This window comes from Pseudonocardia yuanmonensis (assembly GCF_039542425.1).
Taxonomy (GTDB): Bacteria; Actinomycetota; Actinomycetes; order Mycobacteriales; family Pseudonocardiaceae; genus Pseudonocardia; species Pseudonocardia yuanmonensis.
Genome location: NZ_BAABIC010000007.1, coordinates 90,792 through 111,811, shown reverse-complemented (window position 1 = coordinate 111,811; position 21,020 = coordinate 90,792). Strand labels below are relative to the sequence as shown.

The 21,020-nt window shown below is 74.8% G+C and carries 20 protein-coding genes; 9 read left to right on the top strand and 11 right to left on the bottom strand.

Going from position 1 to position 21,020, the window contains the following annotated elements:
• The first annotated feature begins 12 nt into the window (after positions 1–12).
• From ABD990_RS12410 to ABD990_RS12395, 4 genes are all read left to right on the top strand, one after another.
• Positions 13–504: a Jag family protein gene (locus ABD990_RS12410; RefSeq protein WP_345380583.1), complete on the top strand. Its 492-nt coding sequence runs from the start codon at positions 13–15 to the stop codon at positions 502–504.
• Positions 505–614: 110 nt separating this feature from the next.
• Positions 615–1,277: a 16S rRNA (guanine(527)-N(7))-methyltransferase RsmG gene (rsmG, locus tag ABD990_RS12405; RefSeq protein ID WP_345380582.1), complete on the top strand. Its 663-nt coding sequence runs from the start codon at positions 615–617 to the stop codon at positions 1,275–1,277.
• A 43-nt stretch (positions 1,278–1,320) separates the two neighbouring features.
• Positions 1,321–2,217 (top strand): ParA family protein, encoded by an 897-nt coding sequence (locus ABD990_RS12400; protein ID WP_345380581.1) that lies wholly within the window; start codon positions 1,321–1,323, stop codon positions 2,215–2,217.
• Positions 2,218–3,207 carry a ParB/RepB/Spo0J family partition protein gene (locus tag ABD990_RS12395; protein ID WP_345380580.1) on the top strand — a complete coding sequence of 330 codons (990 nt, stop codon included), beginning with the start codon at positions 2,218–2,220 and terminating at the stop codon, positions 3,205–3,207. It abuts the gene before it with no gap.
• A gap of 60 nt (positions 3,208–3,267) precedes the next feature.
• Here the strand turns inward: ABD990_RS12395 and ABD990_RS12390 are convergent, their stop codons facing one another.
• Positions 3,268–4,215 (bottom strand): D-alanine--D-alanine ligase family protein, encoded by a 948-nt coding sequence (locus tag ABD990_RS12390; protein ID WP_345380579.1) that lies wholly within the window; start codon positions 4,213–4,215, stop codon positions 3,268–3,270.
• Between the two features lie 151 nt (positions 4,216–4,366).
• Between ABD990_RS12390 and ABD990_RS12385 the strand changes: the two genes are divergently transcribed.
• On the top strand, positions 4,367–4,723 hold the full coding sequence (locus ABD990_RS12385; protein WP_345380578.1) for a VOC family protein: 357 nt from the start codon (positions 4,367–4,369) through the stop codon (positions 4,721–4,723).
• A gap of 84 nt (positions 4,724–4,807) precedes the next feature.
• Here ABD990_RS12385 and ABD990_RS12380 read toward each other — a convergent pair whose 3' ends face one another.
• On the bottom strand, positions 4,808–6,151 hold the full coding sequence (locus tag ABD990_RS12380) for an aminotransferase-like domain-containing protein (protein WP_425569583.1): 1,344 nt from the start codon (positions 6,149–6,151) through the stop codon (positions 4,808–4,810).
• A 274-nt stretch (positions 6,152–6,425) separates the two neighbouring features.
• Here ABD990_RS12380 and ABD990_RS12375 point away from each other — a divergent pair, with 274 nt between their 5' ends.
• Positions 6,426–7,103 carry a GNAT family N-acetyltransferase gene (locus ABD990_RS12375; RefSeq protein ID WP_345380576.1) on the top strand — a complete coding sequence of 226 codons (678 nt, stop codon included), beginning with the start codon at positions 6,426–6,428 and terminating at the stop codon, positions 7,101–7,103.
• A 105-nt stretch (positions 7,104–7,208) separates the two neighbouring features.
• Here ABD990_RS12375 and ABD990_RS12370 read toward each other — a convergent pair whose 3' ends face one another.
• The 8 genes from ABD990_RS12370 to ABD990_RS12335 form a co-directional block, all read right to left on the bottom strand.
• Positions 7,209–8,366, bottom strand: coding sequence for an N-acetylmuramoyl-L-alanine amidase (locus ABD990_RS12370; protein ID WP_345380575.1), 1,158 nt, complete (start codon positions 8,364–8,366; stop codon positions 7,209–7,211).
• Positions 8,367–8,656: 290 nt separating this feature from the next.
• On the bottom strand, positions 8,657–8,983 hold the full coding sequence (trxA, locus tag ABD990_RS12365) for a thioredoxin (RefSeq protein ID WP_345380574.1): 327 nt from the start codon (positions 8,981–8,983) through the stop codon (positions 8,657–8,659).
• Positions 8,984–9,034: 51 nt separating this feature from the next.
• Positions 9,035–10,036, bottom strand: coding sequence for a thioredoxin-disulfide reductase (trxB, locus tag ABD990_RS12360; protein WP_345380573.1), 1,002 nt, complete (start codon positions 10,034–10,036; stop codon positions 9,035–9,037).
• Positions 10,037–10,137: 101 nt separating this feature from the next.
• On the bottom strand, positions 10,138–10,827 hold the full coding sequence (locus ABD990_RS12355) for a hypothetical protein (protein ID WP_345380572.1): 690 nt from the start codon (positions 10,825–10,827) through the stop codon (positions 10,138–10,140).
• Positions 10,824–11,378, bottom strand: coding sequence for an RNA polymerase sigma factor SigM (gene sigM, locus ABD990_RS12350; RefSeq protein WP_345380571.1), 555 nt, complete (start codon positions 11,376–11,378; stop codon positions 10,824–10,826). Before sigM ends, ABD990_RS12355 begins: the two co-directional genes overlap by 4 nt.
• 141 nt (positions 11,379–11,519) lie before the next feature.
• A complete protein-coding gene (locus ABD990_RS12345; protein WP_345380570.1) occupies positions 11,520–13,286 on the bottom strand; it encodes a protein kinase family protein in 1,767 nt (588 codons plus the stop codon).
• 69 nt (positions 13,287–13,355) lie between these two features.
• The gene (locus tag ABD990_RS12340) at positions 13,356–15,851 is read right to left on the bottom strand and encodes a DUF6049 family protein (RefSeq protein WP_345380569.1); all 2,496 of its coding nucleotides are present in this window, start codon (positions 15,849–15,851) and stop codon (positions 13,356–13,358) included.
• The gene (locus ABD990_RS12335) at positions 15,848–16,342 is read right to left on the bottom strand and encodes an NUDIX domain-containing protein (RefSeq protein ID WP_037042079.1); all 495 of its coding nucleotides are present in this window, start codon (positions 16,340–16,342) and stop codon (positions 15,848–15,850) included. The genes ABD990_RS12340 and ABD990_RS12335 overlap by 4 nt, the downstream gene beginning before the upstream one ends.
• Before the next feature lie 194 nt (positions 16,343–16,536).
• Between ABD990_RS12335 and ABD990_RS12330 the strand changes: the two genes are divergently transcribed.
• Positions 16,537–18,000, top strand: coding sequence for a CCA tRNA nucleotidyltransferase (locus ABD990_RS12330; RefSeq protein ID WP_345380768.1), 1,464 nt, complete (start codon positions 16,537–16,539; stop codon positions 17,998–18,000).
• A gap of 1 nt (position 18,001) precedes the next feature.
• Here the strand turns inward: ABD990_RS12330 and ABD990_RS12325 are convergent, their stop codons facing one another.
• Positions 18,002–19,306, bottom strand: coding sequence for an MFS transporter (locus ABD990_RS12325; protein ID WP_345380568.1), 1,305 nt, complete (start codon positions 19,304–19,306; stop codon positions 18,002–18,004).
• Between the two features lie 43 nt (positions 19,307–19,349).
• Between ABD990_RS12325 and ABD990_RS12320 the strand changes: the two genes are divergently transcribed.
• Together ABD990_RS12320 and ABD990_RS12315 are read left to right on the top strand one after the other, a co-directional pair.
• On the top strand, positions 19,350–19,943 hold the full coding sequence (locus ABD990_RS12320; protein ID WP_345380567.1) for a YqgE/AlgH family protein: 594 nt from the start codon (positions 19,350–19,352) through the stop codon (positions 19,941–19,943).
• Between the two features lie 133 nt (positions 19,944–20,076).
• On the top strand, positions 20,077–20,412 hold the full coding sequence (locus tag ABD990_RS12315) for a DUF4333 domain-containing protein (RefSeq protein ID WP_345380566.1): 336 nt from the start codon (positions 20,077–20,079) through the stop codon (positions 20,410–20,412).
• The last annotated feature ends 608 nt before the right edge of the window (positions 20,413–21,020 follow it).

Sequence of the window (21,020 nt, the reverse complement as noted above, 5' to 3'; positions counted from 1 at the left end):
GAGGAGACACACGTGCCGAAGACCGCGGAGAGCGGGTCAGAGGACCAGCTGATCAAGGAGGGTGACATCGCGGGCGACTACCTCGAGCGCCTGCTCGACATCCTCGACTACGACGGCGACATCGACCTCGACGTCGAGGCCGGCCGCGCGATCGTCAGCATCGACGGCGGGGACGACCTCGTGAAGCTCGTCGGTGACCGCGGTCAGACGCTGGAGGCGCTGCAGGAGCTGACCCGGCTCGCGGTGCAGCAGGCCTCGGGCAACCGCAGCCGACTCATGCTGGACATCGCCGGCTGGCGGCAGAGCCGCCGGGACGAGCTCACCGAGCTCGGCACCCGTACGGCGCAGGAGGTCAAGGAGTCGGGGCAGTCCGTGCGGCTGCGGCCGATGACCCCCTTCGAGCGCAAGGTCGTGCACGACGCCGTCGCCGCGGTCAAGGGCGTCTCCAGCGAGAGCGAGGGCGAGGAGCCGCGCCGGCAGGTCGTCGTCTTCCGCGACAAGTGAGGCCGGGTCCCTCCGGACCCGCACCCCAGCACCCGCCCGCGCCCTCCGTGTCCGCACCGGACCGGAGGGCGCGGCCGTGTCCGGCCCCTGGAACACCTGGACGGTTTCACGTGGAACATCCTCCTGCCGCGGCGGAGAAGGTCTTCGGCGACCGGCTCGACCGCGCCGCCCGGTACGTCGAGCACCTCGCGACGTCCGGCGTCGAGCGCGGCCTCATCGGCCCGCGCGAGGCGGACCGCCTGTGGGATCGGCACGTCCTGAACTGTGCCGTCGTCGCGGAACTCGTGCCGGACGGCGCGAAGGTCGTGGACGTGGGTTCGGGAGCGGGCCTCCCCGGGATACCGTTGGCGCTGGCTCGTCCGGATCTTCGGATCGTGCTCGTGGAGCCGCTCGCCCGCCGGGTGGAGTGGCTCGGCGAGATCGTCGACGATCTGGGCCTGTCGCTCACCGTGGAGCGGGGACGGGCCGAGGAGAATGCGATTCGGCGTCGATGGGAGGGGGCGGACGTGGTGACCGCTCGTGCCGTCGCGCCGCTCGCCCGGCTCGCCGGCTGGTCGATCCCCCTGCTGCGGGTCGGCGGCAGGCTGCTCGCGGTCAAGGGCGCGTCGGCGCCGGACGAGATCGCCCGGGACACCGCGGAGGTCCGCCGGCTCGGCGGCGGCACGCCGGTGATCGAGCGGTGCGGCCTGGGCGTCGTCGACCCGCCGAGCACCGTCGTCTCGGTCGAACGGGAGAGCCGGCCCGCAGGCAGGCCACGGAGGAGGCGCTCGTGATCCCGCCGATCCACGTGACACGTCGTCAGGAAGGCCCCGTGCGATGAGCATCGGCTGGACCCCCATCGCCGAGGAGGCGGAGCGTGCCGCCCGTCTGCGGCACCCCGACCGGCACTCGATGCCGAAGCCGGCGCACCGGCGGATCCTCACCGTCGCCAACCAGAAGGGCGGCGTCGGGAAGACCACGAGCACGGTCAACATCGCCGCCGCGCTGGCGATGCACGGCCTGCGGGTGCTGGTCGTGGACCTCGACCCGCAGGGCAACGCGAGCACGGCCCTCGGCGTCGAGCACCGGGCCGGCACACCGTCGATCTACGAGGCGCTGCTCGGCGAGATCGGGATCGTCGAGGCCGCCGCGGTCAGCACGGCGTCGGACAACCTGCTCTGCGTGCCGGCCACGATCGACCTGGCCGGTGCCGAGATCGAGCTGGTCAGCATGGTCGCCCGCGAGTCCCGGCTGCGACAGGCGCTCAACGACGAGGTGCTCGACGAGCTCGCCGTCGACTACGTGCTGATCGACTGCCCGCCCTCGCTCGGCCTGCTGACGGTCAACGCGCTCGTCGCCGCCGCCGAGGTGCTCATCCCGATCCAGTGCGAGTACTACGCGCTGGAGGGCCTCGGACAGCTGCTCAGCAACATCGACCTCGTGCGCTCGCACCTCAACACCGCACTGCACGTGTCGACGATCCTGCTGACCATGTACGACGGCCGCACCAAGCTCGCCGACCAGGTCACCTCGGAGGTGCGCCAGCACTTCGGCGGCACCGTGCTGCGGACGGTCATCCCGCGCAGCGTCAAGGTCTCCGAGGCGCCGGGCTACAGCCAGACGGTGCTCGCGTACGACCCCGGATCGCGCGGCGCGATGAGCTACGTCGACGCGGCCCGGGAGATCGCGGTGTACGGCTCGCGGATGGGCGGGCCGGAGACGAACGGGGCGTAGATGGCCGAGCGCAAGGGCGGGCTGGGCCGCGGCCTGGCCGCGCTGATCCCGACGGCACCCCCGGGCGAGCAGCCCGGCCGTCCCTCTCCCCCGACGCCGTCCTCCCGGGTGCCGGACTCGTGGGACCGGGGCATGCCCTCGGGTCCGTCCGTGCCTGCGGCACCGTCGGTGCCGGGGGCGATCGCCGAGGCCGGGGCGGTCTACCGCGAGATCCCGGTCGCGGCGATCCGCCCGAACCCCAAGCAGCCGCGCAGCCAGTTCGACGACGAGCACCTCGCCGAGCTGGCCCACTCCATCCGCGAGTTCGGGCTGCTGCAGCCGATCGTCGTGCGCGAGACCGGCCCGAGCGACTTCGAGCTCGTCATGGGCGAGCGGCGCTGGCGGGCCTCGCAGCAGGCCGGCCTCGAGGTGCTGCCCGCGATCGTGCGCCGCACCGGCGACGACGCCATGCTCCGGGACGCCCTGCTGGAGAACATCCACCGCGTCCAGCTGAACCCGCTGGAGGAGGCCGCCGCCTACGAGCAGCTGCTCGCGGAGTTCGGCGTGACCCAGACCGAGCTGGCCGACCGGATCGGCCGCAGCCGGCCCGTGGTCACCAACATGATCCGGCTGCTGCGCCTCCCCGTCGCCGTGCAGCGGCGGGTCGCCGCCGGCGTGCTGTCCGCCGGCCACGCCCGGGCCCTCCTCGGGCTCGACGACGCGGAGGCGCAGGAGGAGCTCGCCGCCCGGATCGTCGCCGAGGGCATGTCCGTGCGCGCCACCGAGGAGGCCGTGGTGCTCGCGCGCAACGAGAGGTCTCCGGGCAAGCAGCGGCAGTCGCGCTCCCGGCCCGGCCCGACCGCGGGGATGACGGAACTGGCCACCCGGCTCTCCGACCGCTTCGACACCACGGTGAAGGTGGAGATGGGCGCCCGGAAGGGCCGGCTCGTCGTCGAGTTCGGGTCGGCGGAGGACCTGGAGCGCATCGCCGGGTTGATCGAGCGCAGCTGATCCCCGTCCGTCAGCGAGAACGGCGTCGCCCTGATGGGCGGCGCCGTTTCACGTGGAACATCAACCCCGTTCGACGGCGCGTTCCACGAGTGCCGCGAACACGGCGCCCAGGTCGCTCCCCTCGGCCGCGACGGCGGTGGGCAGCAGCGAGGTGTCCGTGAGACCGGGCGACACGTTCACCTCCAGGATCTGCACCCGCCCGTCCTCGTCGACGACCGCGTCCATCCGGGAGACGTCGCGCAGACCGAGCAGCGCGTGCGCCTGCAGCGCGGTCTCCCGGAGGCGGTCGAGGACGTCCTCGGGTAGGCGGGCGGGGCAGTGGAAGCTCGCAGCACCCTGCGTGTAGCGGGCGGTGTAGTCGTAGACGCCGCCCGGCACGTCCACCTCGACGGGTGGCAGCGCGCGCGCCTCGGCGCCGTCGTGGACCACGGACACGGCGACCTCGGTGCCGGACACGAACCGCTCGGCCAGGACGGTGTCGGCGTAGGCGAGGCAGCTGACCATCGCGGACGGCAGCTCGGCCGCGGAGCGGACCACCTGGGCGCCGAGGGCCGAGCCGCCCTGGTCCGGCTTGAGCATCAGCGGCAGTCCGAGGCGGTCGACCATCGCGTCGAGCACGGCCTGGGCGCCCAGCTCGCGGAACGTGGTGTGCGGGAGCGCGATCCAGTCCGGCGTGTGCAGGCCGGAGCGGGCGAGCTCGGCCTTGGCGGTCGGCTTGTCCCAGGCACGCCGGCACGCCGACGACGCGGTGCCCACGAACGGCACGTCGAGGAGCTCCAGCACGGCCTGGACGGCCCCGTTCTCGCCCTCTCCCCCGTGCAGCGCGACGATCGCCGCGTCGGGCCGCTCGGTGCGCAGGCGCTCGATCAGTGCGGCGTCGGCATCCCACTCGCGCACCTCCAGGCCGCTGGCCCGGAGCGCTCCCGCCAGTCGACGCCCGGATCGCAGGGACACCTCACGCTCGTGGGACAGTCCACCCGCCAGCACGGCCACGCATCGATCGCTCACCCGGGCATTCTGCGCCACCGTCCCGCCGGGCTCTGCGTCCGGTCCGCGCTGTTCCACGTGAAACATCGACCTCTCGGGGACGGACGATCGGCAGCCGAGCGAGGGAAGTTCGACCCTGTCGGAGGACGCCTCGACGCGCGAGGGTGGCGCGATGCTCCTCTCGCACCTGGCGCTCACCGTGCGTGACTCCGAGCGCTCGTGTCGTTTCTACCTCGACACCCTCGGCCTCGACGGCACGGCGATCCGGGAGAAGTGGGGCTACCGGCTGCGGATGTCGGACGGCGTGATGTTCGCCCTCCTCGACGGCGAACCACCTCCGCCGGAGCTCCTCGCTCGCATCCACTTCGGCTGTGCCCTGCCCGACCCCGAGGCCGTGCACGCCGCGCGCGAGCGGCTCGCGAACGAGGGAGTCCGGGAAGTGGAGTGGTGGGACGAGCCCGGCTACACGTCGGTCAAGGTTGCCGACCCCGACGGCTACGTCGTCGAGCTCTCCTTCGAGACGGACTGAGCCGCCCCTGTGTTCCACGTGAAACGGGTCCGGAACGACGAACGCCCCGCGGCGTGTACCGCGGGGCGTCCGGAGGAGCAGAGTTCAGGCCGTGTCGGGGCTCGGGGTGTGCGACCCCCTCCGCAGCTCGGGTGCGGGGACGGCGGGGAGACCGAAGGTGCGCCGGACGTCCAGCTCCGCCTCGATGACGCCGGCGAGCCGGCGGACGCCCTCGGTGATGCGCTCCGGCGTCGGGTAGCAGTACGAGAGCCGCAGCTGCCTGCTGCCGAGCCCGTCGGCGTAGAACCCGGTACCCGACGCGTACGCCACGCGGGCCGTGACGGCGCGCGGCAGCATCGCCTTGGCGTCGACCCCCTCGGGCAGCGTGACCCAGACGTAGAAGCCGCCGTCCGGCACCGTCCAGGTGCAGCCCTCGGGCAGGTACGTGTCGAGCGCGGTGAGCATCGCGTCCCGCCGCTCCCGGTACTGCTCGGTGTACGCCTTCACCTGCGCGCGCCAGTCGTGCTTCTCCAGGTACCGCGACACGATCATCTGCGTGAAGCTCGGCGGGCAGAGCGTGGCGGACTCCGCCGCCAGCACGAGCCGGTCCCGCACCGCCGGCGGCACGAGCGCCCAGCCGACCCGGAGGCCGGAGGCGAAGGTCTTGGAGAAGGAGCCGAGGTACACCACGTCCCGGTCCAGCGAGCGCAGCGCCGGGTAGCGCGTGCCGCTGAAGCCGAGCAGGCCGTACGGGTTGTCCTCGACGACACCCACGCCGTACTCCGCGCACAGGTCGAGCACCCGCTGCCGGCGCTCGACGGCCAGGGTCACGCCGGCCGGGTTGTGGAAGTTCGGGATCGTGTACAGGAACTTCGGGGTGACACCCTGCGCCGCGAGCGAGCGCAGCGCCTGCTCCAGCAGCTCGGGGACGAGCCCGTGCTCGTCCATCGCCACGTGGATCACGCGTGCCTGGTACGCCGCGAAGCTGCCGAGCGCCCCGACGTAGGAGGGCCCCTCGGCGAGCACGACGTCCCCCGGGTCGCAGAACAGCCGCGTGACGAGGTCGAGGGCCATCTGCGACCCCACGGTGACGACGACGTCGTTCGGGTCGGCCTCGATCCCCTCCTCCCGCATGACGTCGCAGATCTGGGCGCGCAGCGCGGGCACGCCCTGCGCGGAGCCGTACTGCAGCGCGACCTGTCCCTCGCGGGCGACGAGGTCACCGATCTCGGCCGACAGCGCGTCGAGCGGGAGAGCGGCGAGGTTCGGCATGCCGCCGGCCAGCGAGACGACCTCGGGCCGGCTGGCGACCGCGAACAGCGCGCGGATCTCGGAGGCGACCATCCCGGAGGTCCGTGCGGCGAACCGCTCGCTGGGCGGGACCGGCGCGGCTGCCGCCGCCCGCTCGACGGAGGCGTCGGGCTGCTGCGGGGACGGCGGGATCGTCACGGTGGATCCTCCAGATCGACTGCGGGACGGAGCGGACGTCGGCACAGATCGCCGCCCGGCGGCCACGCGCGCGCAGCCTCGGGGAGCGAAAGTGGCTCCTGAGTGTAACCGGGACGGGTGTACGTCCTGCCCTTCGGCGAGGCTGAGACACCGGTCGCAGCAGCCGGGGTGTCGCAGGGCCCCCGACCGACCTACCATCGAACGGCCTTCGTGATCACACGGGGGCTCTCGACCACGCGGAACCCGATCGGGTCGCCCGCCCGGAGGTAGCACGTTGTCCTGGCACGTCGCCGCGGTCAACCTCGACAACCTGGGGGACCTCCCCAAGCGTTGTCGCTCCTGCGTCTTCTGGGAGCTCGCACCGCACCTCGCCAAGCAGGCCGAGGAGTTCGGCACCACCGAGCTCGAGAAGGAGGCCTGGGTCTCGGAGATCCTGCTCGAGTGGGGTTCGTGCGGGAAGGTCGTCTATGTGCGCGGTGCGCCCGCCGGTTACGTCATGTACGCGCCGCCCTCCGCCGTCCCCCGCGCCACCGAGATGCCGACCGGCCCGGTGAGCGCCGACGCCGTGCTCCTCACGACCCTCCAGGTGATGCCGGAGTACGCCGGCGAGGGCCTCGGACGCATGCTCGCCCAGTCGGTGGTGAAGGACCTGACGCGCCGCGGCGTCAAGGCCGTCGAGGCGTTCGGCGAGGCGCGGCCCGGCTCCGAGCCCGGCTGCATCATCCCGGCCGACTTCCTGCGGAGCGTCGGGTTCAAGACCGTCCGGCCGCACCCGCGCTGGCCCCGCCTGCGGATGGAGCTCCGCTCGGGGATCACGTGGAAGGAGGACGTCGAGCACGCGCTCGAGCAACTCCTCGGGACCGTCACGATCCCGATGCAGCCCGCGGCGCCGGTCGAGCAGCCCGGGTACCGGGTACCGGCCCCCACCGGGGGGTGCGTACGCGCGATCTGAGGGCGCGCTGTACGGGCCGCTGAGCGGCGAACTACACGGGTGTAAGTGAGAGGGCCGGGAACGCCGACATGGCTGTTCCCGGCCCTCAGACCGATTCTCCCGGCCTCAGATGGCCTGGGCCTGGTTCCGGTTGATCTCGTGGGCCAGCACGTCCGAGAACGTGAACGTGCCGGTCGGCTGGTCGTTCTGACCGAGCAGGTACAGCCGCTTGACGGCCACGAGGATGCCCTCGGCCACCACGTCCCGGAAACCGGGGTCGAGCAGCTTGGTGCGGTCGCCGATGTGCGTGAGATAGCCGAGCTCCACGCGCACGGCGGGCATCTGGGTCAGCCGGAGCAGCTCCCAGGTCCGCGCCTGGCTGCCGCAGTCCAGCATCGCGGTGCGGGTGAGCAGCTCGCGCTGGATGAGCCCGGCGAGCGCCTCCCCCACCGTCGAGGTGGCGCCCGAGCCGTTGCCGAAGTGGAAGGTGGCGAGGCCCTGGGCGTACATGCTGCGGTTCGCGTCCGAGTGCAGCGAGAGCACGAGGTCGGCGTTCGCCTCGTTGGCGAACGCGGCGCGCTCGGCCTCGGCCGGGCAGGTGTCCTCCCGGCGAGAGAGCAGCGCCTCCATGCCGGTGGCGGACATGCGGCCGACGAGCCGGCGGGCGAGGTCCCACATCAGGTCGGCCTCGCAGACCCCGGCCACCTGGACGCCGCGGTCGAGGCCGCCGTGCCCGGGGTCGACGACGATCCGCTTGCCGCGCAGCCGTGGGCCGGCGCGGCGGAGCAGCTCCTGCTCGCGCAGCAGGCCCGGCCGGCCGCCGACCACCTTGCGGCCGAGCTGCCGCAGCGCGCGCAGCGTGCCCGGACCGCACACGCCGTCGGGGGTCAGCCCGTAGTCCCGCTGGAAGCCCCGCAAGGCCTGCTCGGTGCGCTCGTCGAACACACCGGACGGGCGGCCGGGGTCGTAGCCGAGCTCGAGCAGGCGGGTCTGCAGCTGGCCGACGTCGTCGCCGCTCATGGGGGCGGACACCATCAGGGCGAGCATCCGGTCCCCGAGCTTCCACCCGGCCTCACGCAGCGCGCGGTAGGTGTCCGGGCCGACGATCCCGTCGGTGATCAGCCCGCGGCGCTGCTGGAACGCCTGGACGGCCCGCTCGACGGCCCCGTCGAACACGTCGTCGGATCCCGGGGCCGGGGCGGCGGCCAGCAGGCCGAACCGCCGCAGCGTGGTCCTGATCTCGACGACCGCCGGGCCGCGGTCCCCGCGGCGGAGCAGCTGCATGCACCCCTCGCTCGATCTCCGTCGCGCCGGCCACGGCGCGTCTCGATGGCCCGGGACGGCTCACCTGCGACACGGCACACGGTCTGCCGTCTGCGGCGTGCCGACCCGGTTCCCGGCCGTCGACCATTCTGCCCTGCGGCACCCCGTCCGGGGGACAGCGGGGCGAGCGCGGGCGTGTCCGCGCAGCCAGCGGGCGCAGAAGGCGCCGAACGGCCGAACGGCCCGCCGACCGATCGCCCGGTGTTCCGGACGATCGGCGACAGGCCGTGTCGGGTCGGTTGCGGAGCGCGCTACAGATAGTCCGACAGGTCGCTCAGCAGGGCCGCCTTCGGCTTGGCACCGACGATGGTCTTGACCGGCTGGCCGTCCTTGAAGAGGATCATGGTCGGGATCGACATGACCTGGTACTGCTGGGCGGTCTTGCCGTTCGCGTCGATGTCGAGCTTCGCGACGGTCAGGTTGTCCTTGTGCTCGCCGGCGATCTCGTCGAGCACCGGGGCGACCATCTTGCACGGCCCGCACCACGTGGCCCAGAAGTCGACCAGCACGGTCTTGTCGCTCTTGAGGACGTCCTGCTCGAACGTGGCGTCGGTGACGTCCACGGTGTTGTTGCCCATCGCGATGCTCTCCTTCGGTACTGCGCCGGGTCGGTGTGGAAGCGGAAGGGGTCAGTGGACGGCCGCGGCGACGTCCTCGGCGTCCGTGCCGTAGCCGCCGCCGGCCATCTCGGGCGTGACCGGCTCCTCGGCCAGCCAGCGCTCGGCGTCGATCGCGGCCGAGCAGCCCGAGCCGGCTGCGGTGATGGCCTGCCGGTAGGTGTGGTCGACCAGGTCACCGCAGGCGAACACGCCCGGGAGGTTGGTGTAGGTCGAGGGGGCGTTCGTCTTCACGTAGCCCTCCTCGTCCAGCTCGACCTGCCCGCGGACCAGCTCGCTGCGCGGGTCGTGCCCGATCGCCACGAACATGCCGGACACCTCGAGGGTGGACTCCTCACCGGTCACCGTGTCCTTGAGCTTGAGGGCGGTGACCCCGCCCTCGCCGAGGACCTCGAGGACCTGCTTGTTGGTCGCCCAGTGCATCTTCGGGTCGTTCTTGGCGCGCTCGAGCATGATCTTCGAGGCGCGGAACTCGTCGCGGCGGTGCACGATCGTGACGGTCTTGCCGAAGCGGGTGAGGAAGGTGGCCTCCTCCATCGCGGAGTCGCCCCCACCGATCACGGCGATGTCCTTGTCCCGGAAGAAGAACCCGTCACAGGTCGCACAGGCCGACACGCCGCGGCCGAGCAGCTCCTGCTCGCCCGGCACGCCGAGGTAGCGGGCCGCGGCGCCCATGGCGAGGATGACCGCGCGGGAGCGGTAGGTCACGCCGTTGGCGACGACCTCCTTGACCGGGCCCTCCAGCTGCAGGGACTCGACGTCCTCGGCGCGCAGGTCGGCGCCGAAGCGCTTGGCCTGCCCGCGCATCTGCTCCATCAGCTCCGGGCCCATGATGCCGTCGGTGAAGCCGGGGAAGTTCTCGACCTCGGTGGTGGTCATCAGCGCGCCACCGAACTGGGTGCCCTCGAACACCAGGGGCGCGAGCTGGGCGCGCGCGGCGTAGATCGCCGCGGTGTACCCGGCCGGTCCGGAGCCCACGATGATCAGGTCGTGGATCTTCTGCTCGGTGCTCACCGATGCCTCTCTTCCCGCTCGACTCGCTCGGCCCACTCAACACGATCCTAGGAGCGGGCATTCCCCCGCCGGGCGGCGCACGGAACGCACCGTCGCCCCGGTCACCCGCCCGTGGTCAGGTCGGCGAGCACCGTCTCGCAGCCCTCGGCGGGCACCACCGCGCGCACCCGGCCGAGCACGCCGGTCCCCAGGACGAGCAAGGTCCCCCGTCGCCCCCCGACGACGACCGGGCGCCCGGCGAGCAGCGGACCGCGGGCCGGCGCGGCCCCGCCCCGGGCCAGGCACGCCGCGAGCGCCGCGGGGTCCCGCAGCCCGCCGACCTCGAGCGTGCCCTTCGCGAGGACCCGTGCGGCGGCGGAGGCCGGGTCGACCGCCTCCCGATCCGGGCCGGTCGACGGTCCGACGACGGCCGCGGCGACCAGCGCGGCCGCCGCGGCGGTCAGCAGCAGGGGACGGCGACGCACCTGCCCCGACCTGCGGCGGAGTCGCCGTAATGGAAAATCGTCACTTCGACGACTGTCGCCGCTCATGAGTCCCGGAGCGGCGTCCGCCCGGTCGACCGCGTCGAATCCCGCCGCCAACCGGGCGGCGACGGCGGTGGGCATCGGGGCCGGTGGCACCGCCGCGAGCTCGGCCCGGGTCGCGGCGAGCGCGGCCAGTACCCGCCCACTGCCCGGCTCGGACGCCGCGATCACGCGGGCGGCCGCCTCCTCGTCCGGCAGGCCGGCCTCGGCCTCGGCCAGCCGGGTCAGCCAGCCGCTCCCGCCCTCCCACTCCCCCGGTCGGCTCACGCGCCCTCCTCCCGCAGGTGCCCGAGCAGCCCGGCGAGCCGGACGCGGCCACGGGCGCAACGGCTCTTCACGGTGCCCACGGGCACCTGCAGGATTGCCGCCGCCTCGGCGACCGGATATCCCATCACATCGACGAGAACAACCGGTATGCGCTGGTCAGCGGGCAGGTGAGCCAGGGCGTCGAGCACCGCGAGCCGGGTGGTGGCGCCCTCGGCGGGATCACGCCCGACCGGCACCCGGTGCGGGTGTCCGTAGCCCGACGGCGGGCGCGCGCGGTCGTACCGGATCCGGTCGACACACTTGTTCACCACGATCCGGTGCAGCCACGTGCTCACCGACGCCTCCCCGCGGAAGCCCGCCGCGCGACGGTAGGCCGACTCCAGCGCGTCCTGCAGGACGTCCGCGGCGTCCTCCGGGTCGCGCAGCACCCGCAGCGCCACCGCCCAGAGCCGGTCGCCGTGCCGGCGCACGAGCTCGTCGAACGCGCGGCGCTCGCCGGACCGGTGCGCCTCCAGCAGCTGCAGGTCGGACCGGGCGTCGAGCAGGGGCACGCGGCGGACGCTAGGAGCCGGGCGCCCCTGCGCGGTCCGGAACGGCGGAACCGTTCACGCCAGCGAACGACGGACCGGTCGACCACGATCCCGTCGACCACGGACCCGTCGACCACGGACCGGCCGGGCCACGGACGGGGACTACACCCCGGCGCGGTAGAAGGTGAGCTCGTCGATCTGGCTCACGTTCGCGTCCCCGCCCCCGCCGAGCTTCGTGATCCACACCAGTACGTGCTGCGTGGGCTGGCTGTCGGCGAGCGAGATCGTGGTGCTGCCGGAGCCGAGGGTCTCCGTGGTGAGCAGCTGCGTCTCGTCGAGGTCGGCGTCGACGGACGGCGCCGACCGGATCTCGACGACGGTCCCGGCGCTCGGCGAGCGCACGGTGAGCCGGGAGAGCTGCTCGACCGAGGCGAAGGAGGCCATCAGGCCCACGCCCGGCTTGAGCGCGGGGAGCTGCTGCTTGTAGGTGAAGGTGGCCCAGCTCGTGGCGGGGTCGCCGTCGACGGCCCGCTCGACGTCCGAGGCGTTGTCCCGGTCACCGGTGCGGTCGTACACCTCGAGCGACACACCACTGACCGCCACGCTGACGGCCGGGCCGCCGGGCGCGGTCGGGGCCGGTGCGCCCGCCGCCGCGCTGTCGCCGACGACGATCGCGGGGGCGTTCGGCTCGCCGAACATGGCACCGAGCTGCACGCCCAGGTACCCGAGCACGACGAGCACGCCCGCACCGAGTACACCCAGGCCGATCAGCAGCTTCCGCCGCCGGTCCGGGTCCTGCGGCGCGGCCTTGCGCGTCTTGGCCTGCCACACGTCCCCGGGCTCGGCGCCCACGCCGTCGTGCTCCGGCGGGAAGAGCGCGGCCCGGTCGTCCTCGAGGACGACCTCGCCGATCATCCGGTGCACCGCGGCGGCCGTGTGCACCCGGCCGACGACCGGTCCGGCGCCGTGCGCGCCCAGCGCGGCCGTGCAGACCGCGTCGAGCTCGACCGGGATCCCCGGGCGCAACGCCGACGGCGGCACCGGGGCGCCGTGCTCGTCCCGCTCCGGGGAGGGCAGCCCGGCGCGGGCGGCGTCGGACCCGGACAGCGGCCAGCGCGAGGTGAGCAGCGTGTAGAGCACGGCCCCGAGGCCGCGGACGTCGTCCTCGGGCGTGAGGCCGGGCCGGGGCAGCACGAACGCGACCTGTGCCCGCCCGTCCCCGGTGACCCGGATCCGCTGTGGGTGGTCGGTGCCGAGGACCAGGCCCCGGCCGTGCGCCTCGTCGGCGGCCGCGGCGAGCTGCTGCACCATCCGCGCCGCGCGCAGCGGCTTGATCAGCCCGCCCGCGACGGCCTCGGTCAGGCTGTGCTCGGCGACCCACTCCGTGACGGCGGCGCCGAGCACGTCCGACGGGACGCCGGGCGAGCCTGCGGCCAGCACGTCGAGCAGGCGGGCGCACCCCGGGTGCTCGAAGCCGCCGGAGCGCAGCGCGCGGACGATCATCTCGCCGGCGCGGGCGGTGCCCTCGGGGTCCTCGTCCGCCTCGTCGGCGGGGAGCCGGCGCAGGACGGTGACGCCGACGTCCCGCTGCAGGATCGTGTCCTCGGCCCGCCAGAACTCCGCGCCCGCGCTCAGGTCCGACCCGACGCGCAGCACGAGCCGGTAGCGGTTGCCGAGGACGGTGCCGGGGCCGGTCGCCGCCGTGGAGCGGACGGCGCCCCCTCGGGCGAGCGGGGCGGCGGTCACCGGAGGGGCGGACTGGACCGAGCGGACCGTGGCCGCGTCCGACGGGCCGGCCGGGCTCGGGATCGCGGTGCCCGGGACCTCGGGGGTGGCGCCGGCGACCGGAGCCGCGGCGACCGGGGCGGCGGCTGCGGCGGCACCGGTGCCCGGGCCGGGCACAGGCTTCTCCTCCGTCTGCCCGCTCACCGGTCGCGACCTCCACCCCGTGCGCCCCGCGCGACTGTCGTGTCCCCCTGCTGCCGCCGAGTCGTCAGCCTACGGCAGATCGCCGTCCGACGCGGTGACCCCGCGCCGTGACGCGTGCCGGAGCCCGGGCGGGAACTCGGCGGGCCCCACGGACGTTCCGGTGGGTCGCTCGGCGGGCCGCCGCGCAGGTCCGGGGCCCTCCGGCCCGCCCGTGACCGGCGTGTCGGCGGGGCCCGGGCCGGCACCGTTCGGTGCCGGGACGCCGGGCGGGCGCACCGGTACGGGCGGCCGGACGGGCCCGGTGGGCGGTCCCGAGCCGGGTCCGCCCGGTCCCGTCCCCCCGTCCGGACCTGACCGGTCGCCCCGGATCCGGCGGACGATCCGCCGGGCGGCGAGCAGGACGAGCAGCACGCCGGCCACCGCCGTGAGCCAGATCGTGACCGTGCCGTACACCGTCGAGCGCACCTGCAGCCGGGTCGGCTCGCCGAGCGCCCCGCCGTCCGGAGTACGGACCGAGGCCTCGACGGTGAACTGGCCGGCGCGGAGGACCTCGGCGCTCACCCGGACCTGCACCCGGCCGAGCGGGGGCACGCGCTGCACCGGGATCGGGGCGACGCGCAGGCCGGCCGTGCTGGCCAGCTCGACCCGGACGGTCATCGTGATGGGCAGCCCGTTGGCCACGGTCAGCGGCACCGGGGCGTCCCGTGTGCCCAGGGAGAACGGCCCCGGTGGCTCGAGCACCCGCACCGACCCGACCAGCTCGTCGATCCGGGTGCCGACCAGGTCGGCCTGGGCGCGGGCGGCGGCGGGGTCGCCGCGCCACCACCCGGACACCGCCCGCAGCAGGCCGCGCAGCAGCGGGTCGAACACCTGCTCCGGCGGTGCGCCGACACCCGTCTCGTAGTCGGCCGCCGCCCGGAGCCGCTCGACGTCGTCCCGGTCCGCGGCGACGGAGGCGACGACGGCCGGCGGGATCTCCTGCGCCCCCATCCGCACCGGATAGGCCAGCCGCTGCCGGTCCGCTCCCGGCGGGGCCCCGGCCGCGACGGAGGCGCCGAGCGCGCGCGGCTCGGCCAGCCCGGCGGCGATGAGCCGGCCGGCACCGTCGAGCAGGGCGTCCGCGCCGCGGCCGTCGATCGCCCAGCGGTGCGGCGGGGCGAGGACCAGCGGCCCGGCGGTGCGGGCACCCGCGCTGAACGCCCGGAAGGCCAGCGCGCCGAGCGCGTCCTGCGTACCCAGGGCCCCGGCTCCACCGGCCGGGCTCGCGCTGGTCGTGGCGGCGGGGCTGCCGCCGGCGGCGAGGGTCAGCAGCGGATCGGTGAGCACGCCGACCGTCGACGTGCCGCTCGCGGCCGGGTCGGCCAGCGGGACCACCCCGGAGACCTGCGCGGCCCCGGGCTGCTCGACGGAGTCGGCGGAGAGCAGCGCGGCCGACGACCCGTCGCCGGCCTGCCCGACGTCCGCCAGCGTGGCCTCGTCGAGCGCGCCGTCCGCCGGCCACACCGTGTCGGCCAGCACCGGCGTGCCCAGCAGCCGCCCGGTCAGCTCCCGGCCGTCGACGAGCGCCCGCCGGGCCAGGTCCGACGCCCCGGACCGGACGAGGGCGACCAGGTCGGCGTCGCTCTCGGCGAGGGCGAGCACGCAGCTGCCGCGCAGCGTCGCGGAGAGCCGGGCCAGCCACGCGCGGGCGGCGTCGGCGCCGGTGCCCGGCACGACCGTCCCGTCCGGGGCGCGCACCTGGTAGCCGTCGGCCATCTGCGCGGCGGTCTCGACGAGGTCGGGGTCGACGGCGACGCACACCCCTGCCCGCAGCGGCGAGCCGACGGGGGCGCGCGCGGACAGGGCGTCGACCAGGCCGGCGAGCCGGCCGCCGGGGGCGAAGGAGGCGGCGAGGCCGTCGTCGGTGAGGGTGACCGGCTCGCCGGGCACGGTCGGGAGCCGGCGCGGCGGCTCGACGATCGGGTAGAGCAGCGTCATCGGGGTCGAGCCGGTGGGCTGCCCGGTCGGCCCGGTCGGCCCGGTCGGCGCGCCCGTGGCGCCCGCGGGCAGCGAGAGCACCGGCAGCAGCATCCGCACCGCGGCCATCCGGGCGCGCAGGCCCTCACGGGTGCCGTTGACGTTGACCAGCAGGGCGTGCACGCCGGTCCGGGCCAGGGCGAGCGTGCTCGACGGCGGCCCGGTCAGCGCGACCGACAGGGTGACCGGGGCCGACGCGCCGGCCGCGAGGTCCGGCAGATCGGTGAAGGCGGGGGTGACGGCGTCGGCGGCGTCGTCGCCGGCCAGGGCCTCGCGGACCGCCGCCTCGCTGCGCAGCGGGTCGCTGCGCTGGACGCGGACGCCGAGGTCGGTCACCGGGGTGGAGCCGGTGTTCGTGAGGGTGCCGGTGAGGGTGAGGGTGGCGGGGCCGTCCGCGGTGACGACCCGGGGCGAGGCGGCCGTGAGATCGAGCCGCAGCCCGGTGTCCGTGGCGGGCGGGGCGTCCGGCTGCGCCTGCGCCGTCCCCGCCGTGCCGACGAGGGTCACGAGCAGGGCGAGGATCGCGGCGGCCGCCGCGACCGCTCTCACGCGGTCTCCTCCAGCAGTTCGGTCGCCCGCCGGATCAGCCGTCGCTCGTCGGCGTAGGCCAGCCGGCCCTCCAGCTCCCCGAGCGGCACCCAGGCGACCTCGGCGACCTCCACGTCGTCGTCGCACAGGTCGCCGCCGAGGGCCCGCATCAGGAAGTGGTGCACGGTCTTGTGCACCCGGCGGTCCTCGGCGACGAACCAGAAGTCGATCGTGCCCAGGGGTGCGACCACGCGCCCGATGATGCCGGTCTCCTCCTCGACCTCCCGCACCGCCGCCTCCTCGGCGGTCTCACCGGCCTCGATGTGCCCCTTCGGCAGGGACCACAGCAGCCGGCCGCGGCGGTCGAGACGGCCGATCACGGCCGCGCGGCCCAGCTCGTGGTCGACGACGAGGCCACCCGCGGACGTCTCGTCGACCGTCCGCAGGCGACGGCGCCGGTCGGCGGGTCTCCCCGCGCGGCGCCCCCCTGAGCGGCCGCGGGAGGAGGACATGTGGCGATGGTAACGAGCCGGGGCCCCCGCGGTCGGGTTCCGCGCGAGGCCGTGGGTCACGAGCCGTTCCCGTCCCGGTACCCGGCGTGTCCACCGGTGTCGATCACGCGGCGGATCCCCGGGGCGGTCCCGCGGCGCGCCGCCTACACTGGCCCGCCGTGTCTTCCCCGCTCGTGACCTCCGGTACCGCCCTCGTGGCCGACCCCGCAGGCGCTCCGGACCGGCCCGACGCGCTGCGGCGCGCCCAGGAGAATGCGCTCGTGGAGCTGCTCGACATCCCCGCCGTCGCCGACGAGCTCGGCGACCGGTTCCGCGCGGCCGGGCACACGCTCTACCTCGTGGGCGGCAGCGTCCGCGACGCGCTGCTCCGCCGCGGCGGGGCGGACCTCGACTTCACCACGGACGCCCGGCCCGAGCGCATCCTCGAGATCGTCGCCGGCTGGGCGGACGCGACCTGGGACACCGGCATCGAGTTCGGGACCGTCGGCGTGCGCCGCGGCGCCGACACGCTGGAGATCACGACCTTCCGCGCCGACGCCTACGACCGGGTCGGGCGCAAGCCGCTCGTCCGGTTCGGCGACTCGCTCGAGGGCGACCTGGTCCGCCGCGACTTCACCGTGAACGCGATGGCCGTCGAGCTGCACACCGCACCCGGCGACCGCCGGTTCGTCGATCCGTACGGCGGCCTCGCCGCGCTGGCCTCGGGGGTCCTGGACACCCCCGCCTCGCCGCAGGAGTCCTTCGCCGACGACCCGCTGCGGATGCTGCGCGCGGCCCGGTTCGTCGCCCAGCTCGGCTTCACCCCCGCCGACCGCGTGACGTCCGCGATGGCGGCGATGGCCGGCGAGCTCACCCGGATCACCAGGGAGCGGGTCCAGGCGGAGTTCTCCAAGCTGCTGCTTGGCGCGCACCCGCGGCGCGGGATCGAGCTTCTGGTCGACTCCGGCCTGGCCGAGCACGTGGTGCCCGAGGTGCCCGCGATGCGGCTGGCGATCGACGAGCACATGCAGCACAAGGACGTCTACACGCACTCGCTCGTCGTCCTGGAGCAGGCGATCGACCGCGAGGAGCCGGGCGAGCCGGACCTGGTGCTGCGGCTCGCCGCCCTGCTGCACGACGTCGGCAAGCCGCCGACCCGGCGCAAGGAGCCGGACGGCCGGGTGAGCTTCCACCACCACGAGGTGGTCGGCGCGAAGATGGTGCGCAAGCGGCTCCGCGACCTGCGGTACCCGAAGCACGTGGTCGACGACGTCGCCCAGCTCGTCTACCTGCACCTGCGGTTCCACGGGTACGGCAAGGGCGAGTGGACGGACTCGGCCGTGCGCCGGTACGTCGCCGACGCCGGGCCGCTGCTCGACCGGCTGCACAAGCTCGTCCGCTCCGACTGCACCACCCGGAACCGCCGGCGGGCCGCGGCGCTGCAGCGCTCCTACGACTCGCTCGAGGAGCGGATCGCCGAGCTGCGCAAGCAGGAGGAGCTCGACGCCATCCGCCCGGATCTCGACGGCAACGCGATCATGCAGATCCTCGGGATCCCGCCGGGCCCGCAGGTCGGCAAGGCCTACAAGCACCTGCTCGCGCTGCGGATGGAGCACGGGCCGATGAGCCCGGAGCAGGCCGAGGCCGAGCTGCGGTCGTGGGCGGCGGAGAACCTCTGAGTCAGGTGCGCCGGCGCAGCTGCGCCTCGTGCCCGGCCAGGCCGAGCAGGTAGACCAGGGCGGCCGAGCCGAGCAGCCACGGGGAGTTCCCGTCCGCCGGGGCGAGCAGCGCCGCCGCGGCGACCGCGACGACGTAGCAGGTGTTGAACAGCGCGTCGTAGAGGGCGAAGACCCGGCCCCGGGCCTCGTCGGCGGTCTCCTGCTGGATGGCCGCGTCGGCGCACAGCTTGACCACCTGACCGGCGGTGCTCAGCACGAAGGCCGCGGCGAGCACCGTCGGGATCGTCGTCACCGCCGCGACGCCCACCTGGGCCAGCGCGGCGACCACGAGGCCCGTCCGGATCGTGGTCGCGCGGCCCAGGCGGTGGGTGAGCCACGGCGTGACCAGCGCCGCCACACCGACCCCGGCGCCCGCGGCCATCACGACCTGCCCGACGCCGGCGAGCCCGGCCCGCCAGATGCCGGCGTCCTGGAAGGCGTAGCGGAAGAGCAGCAGGGACAGCAGCGTGCTCATGCCGAAGGCCAGCCGATGGGCGCCGACCGCGCAGAACGAGGCACTCGCGGTGGGCACCCGCACCACCGCGCGGGCCCCGTCCAGCCACCCGCGGGCGACGGCGGCGGCGCTGCTGCGCGGCTCGGTCCCGTCCGGCCCGAGGGCCCGGCGGGCGAACCCGGCCGCCGCCAGGGCCGCGACCAGCGACCCGAGGATCGCGAGCGCCGTCGTCACCCCGGAGCCGGCGTCGCCCGCCCCGACGAGCTCCCGGACGCCGATCGCCATCGCCCCGCCCAGCGCCGCCGAGGCCGCCCCGGCGGTCGACGCCACGACGTTGGCCTCGACCAGGTTGCGCGGCTCCACGACGTGCGGCAGCGCCGCGGACAGCCCCGCCCCGACGAACCGGCTCACCCCGACGACGGCGAGGGCGCCCAGGTAGAGCGGCGGCCCCGCCACCCCGGTCCCCACGGCCACGGCGACGATCGCGATGAGCACACCGCGGAGCAGGTTCGCCGCGAGCAGCACCCGGCGGCGGTCCCAGCGGTCCAGCAGCGCGCCCGCGAAGGGCCCGATGAGCGAGTACGGCAGCAGCATCACCGCGAGCCCGGCCGCCACCGCGAGCGGATCGGCCTGGCGCTCGGGGTTGAACAGCACCGCGCCGCCGAGCGCGGCCTGGAAGAAGCCGTCCCCCCACTGCGCCGGGACCCGCGAGGCCATCAACCGGCGGAACCCGCGGCCCTGCAGCAGCGCCCGAACGCCGACCTTCCCGCCTGCCACCGGGGTCACGGGCGGAGCGGGGTTCGGGAGGGACACGGGGGGAGCGTACGTCCCGGGGAGCGGGTGCGAATATGGGCGAGTGAGGGACGACCGACCCGGCAGGCAGGCCACCGCACCGGTCGGTCCGGGCACCCTTCTGGTGGCCGCGCCGAACCTCACCGACCCCAACTTCTCCCGCACGGTCGTGTACCTCGTCGAGCACCGCGAGCACGGCAGCCTCGGCGTGGTGCTCAACCGCCCGTCGGAGGCCTCGGTGCGGGACGTGCTCCCCCGGTGGGCGTCGCTGGCGTCCGGGCCCGGCACCGTGTTCGTCGGCGGCCCGGTGGACGGGACCACCGCGCTCTGCCTCGCCAGCCTGCGGCCGGGACAGCGGGCGGACGGCGTCGACGGCGTGGTCGCGGTGAACGGGCCGGTCGTGCTGGTGGACCTGGACAGCGAGCCGGCGGCCTTCGCCTCGCGGGTCCGCGGGCTTCGGGTGTTCGCCGGGTACTCGGGCTGGGACTCCGGGCAGCTCGCCGGCGAGATCGCGCGCGGGGACTGGTTCGTGGTCCCGGGCCTGCCGGACGACGTCATCACCGACCGGCACGCGGACCTCTGGGGCCGGGTGCTGCGCCGCCAGGGCGCGCCGCTGGCGCTGCTGTCGACCTTCCCCGTGGAGATCGGGCTCAACTGACGCGCCGCGGGTTCTGCTGCCCTGCTGCCCTGCTGCCCTGCTGCTCGGGTGACGCGTTCGTGACCGGCCGGACCTTCCGCCGGCGCGGTCCGGCGGGGACCCTGGGGAACCCCGCACGGACCGAGGAGGCCGGATGTCCGCTCGCGTCCCGTCGCGCGCCCGTCTCGCCGCCGCGGCCGCGCTCGCGCCCCTGCTGGTCTCGTGCTCGGTCCTCGTGACCGGCACCCCGACCCCGGCCCCGCCGCGCACGATCGACGGGGCGCAGCTGGAGCACGACGTGCGGGAGGTGCTCGCCGCGAACCCGTCGACGGAGGCGCTGGCGTCGGCGCCGGTGCAGTGCCCGCAGCAGGTCGTCGTCTACCCGCAGCTGGTGCTGTTCTGCCAGGTCGTGCAGGGCAACGTGATCCGCTCGATCCCGGTGACGGTCCTCGACCGGGACGGGAACTACCAGGTCGGCAAGCCGTTCTGACGTCCGTTCACCATCAACGTCATACGTACGTGTAGGACGTTCGTACTGGAAGTCCCGCGAGTCGCGAGGTCCGCCGGCGAGAGTTAGGAGTTCCGACCGCGCGAGTCGCGAGTTCCGGCGGCGCGAGTCGGGAGTTCGGGCCGCGCGAGTCACGAGCTTCGGCCGCGAGTCGGAGCTGTGGCCGCGCGAGTCGGGAGTTGTGGCGAGGCGAGTCGGCAGTTGTGGCGAGGCGAGTCGGCAGTGTGGCGGCGAGTCGGACGTTCACGTCGACTCGCGCCGCGATGCACCCCGAGGAGTCCTCCCACACCCGCGTGACGCCACCTCACACTCCGTCGGTCCGTCCCACACCCGGCCGACGGCCCGTGGGACGCCTCGCGAGATGTACGGGCCCAGGCGCGCGGGTGCGCGACAGGGTCGATCGAGAGCCAGGGTCGATCGAGAGCCAGGTGGCTGATCGAGAGCCAGGGCTGATCGACAGCAGGGTCGATCGAGAGCCAGGGTCGGCGGAGGACCGGTCACCGACGTCGAGACCGACGCCCCGAGCGGCCCGAGGCCGGGAGCCGACCGACGCTCGGCGCGGATCGGCGCTCAAAGCGGACGGACGCTCG

Bases quoted from the DNA above. Each gene is read 5' to 3' on its own strand.
- ABD990_RS12400 (WP_345380581.1), top strand. From the start codon at position 1,321: ATGAGCATCGGCTGGACCCCCATCGCCGAGGAGGCGGAGCGTGCCGCC.
- ABD990_RS12395 (WP_345380580.1), top strand. From the start codon at position 2,218: ATGGCCGAGCGCAAGGGCGGGCTGGGCCGCGGCCTGGCCGCGCTGATC.
- ABD990_RS12385 (WP_345380578.1), top strand. From the start codon at position 4,367: ATGCTCCTCTCGCACCTGGCGCTCACCGTGCGTGACTCCGAGCGCTCG.
- ABD990_RS12370 (WP_345380575.1), bottom strand. From the start codon at position 8,366: ATGCAGCTGCTCCGCCGCGGGGACCGCGGCCCGGCGGTCGTCGAGATC.
- trxA (WP_345380574.1), bottom strand. From the start codon at position 8,983: ATGGGCAACAACACCGTGGACGTCACCGACGCCACGTTCGAGCAGGAC.
- ABD990_RS12335 (WP_037042079.1), bottom strand. From the start codon at position 16,342: ATGTCCTCCTCCCGCGGCCGCTCAGGGGGGCGCCGCGCGGGGAGACCC.
- ABD990_RS12315 (WP_345380566.1), top strand. From the start codon at position 20,077: ATGTCCGCTCGCGTCCCGTCGCGCGCCCGTCTCGCCGCCGCGGCCGCG.